This is a genomic window from Cyanobacteriota bacterium (genome assembly GCA_025054735.1).
GTDB lineage: Bacteria > Cyanobacteriota > Cyanobacteriia > SKYG9 > SKYG9 > SKYG9.
In genome coordinates, this window is sequence record JANWZG010000621.1 from 1 (window position 1) to 1,509 (window position 1,509).

A 1,509-nucleotide genomic window follows, 5' to 3' on the forward strand; every position below is an offset into this window, starting at 1 on the left:
AGAGCATTACAGGCATCTTGGGCGATGTCTTCCGGTGTGGTATGGGGTATAGGTACACCAAATACAGCCATGACAGCATCGCCGATGAACTTGTCTACTATACCCCCATGCTCTAACACTAGTTGAGCCATGGCCTCCATATACTCGTTGAGCCAGTTCATTAGGACTTCAGGGTCAGTTTGCTCAGCAATGCTACTGAAGTCTCGAATGTCGGTAAATAGTACGGTTGCCGTCAGTCGTCGGCCAGGGAGTCGTCCAGCGGTCAGCAGTTGTTCCCGATCGCGCCAAATCGCCTCTGCTACCGTTGGGCTAACGTGTCGTCCAAATAAGTTCATCACCAACTGCCGCTCTTCCTGCTCGGCTACAGCGATATAGCCAGTGATCATCACCGATGAAACAACCAGACCCAGCAAGGCAGGCACTACTGGGATCCACAAGCCACTGAGAAATATCCAGTAGCAACCAGCCATAAGGCTACTGCTCATCACGAGGGTGACTAGCCCAACACGAGGTGGCGATCGCAACATCCAACTAGTGATCGTGCCCACTAGAGTCCAGGCTATTATCCACACCACTTCTCCAAGTTCTGGCCAACTCCGGATTAACTGCCGACCTTGAAGCACAGCACTGAGAATTTGACTGGCTACATGGGCTTGAATTTCCACACCCGACATAGGTTCGGTTTGTTGAGGGCTGTTGTAAGGCGTATAAAAAATATCATTTAGGCTGGCGGCTGTTGCACCAATCAAGACGATGCGATCGTGAAAGACATGATTTGGCACTTGGCCTGCCAACACAGCGCGCACAGAGAGGGTCTGAAAACTACCTGCTCCACCGCGAAAATTCAGCATAATCTGATAGCCCCGCGCCTCAATATCTTGATAGCCACCTTCATTACTTTCAATGGGAGCAAACTCCACGCCTCGAATGGTTAGGTTGGGTGCATCAGGTCGGCTAGGCTCAGCGGAGATGCCCTCGTAATCGAGGTACAGTAGTGCCACAAACAATCCCAAGCTTGGAATCACAGCCTCTGGATTTTGGTCACTGAGTTGACCTGTTTGTGGAAACAACAGGGCACGGCGCAGTTTGCCATCGGGATCAACAACTACGTCGTTGGATGAGGTCTGACCTAGGGACTTCAACACGGGCGGAGGTGCAACCCTAGAGCTAGTGCCATCTTCAATGACACGTTCAATGCCAATTAGATTGGGTGTCGATTTAAAAATCGTTTCAAGCCGTTGTTGACCAGCCTTAACAGGCAAGTCTCGATAAATATCTAGGCCGATCGCCCTAGGGTTTTGCTGCCGAATTCGCTCAATAAGTTCTGCCAGTTGAGCATCAGCGATAGGCCATCCTAACTTACGAATATCTTCCTCATCCATGCCTACAATGACAATCCGGCTATCCATGGCTTCAGCCGGTCGCCAGCGAATAAACTGATCGTAAGCCGCTAACTCCATGGGTTGTAACCAGCCCAACCACCGTAGCAAGAGCAACATCCCTAGGGTT

1 protein-coding gene is annotated in these 1,509 nt (G+C 50.8%); it reads right to left on the bottom strand.

What is annotated here, in order from left to right; translation table 11 throughout:
* Window positions 1-1,509, bottom strand: a 1,509-nt coding sequence (locus NZ772_18795; protein ID MCS6815606.1) for an adenylate/guanylate cyclase domain-containing protein, incomplete at both ends; no start/stop codon positions are given.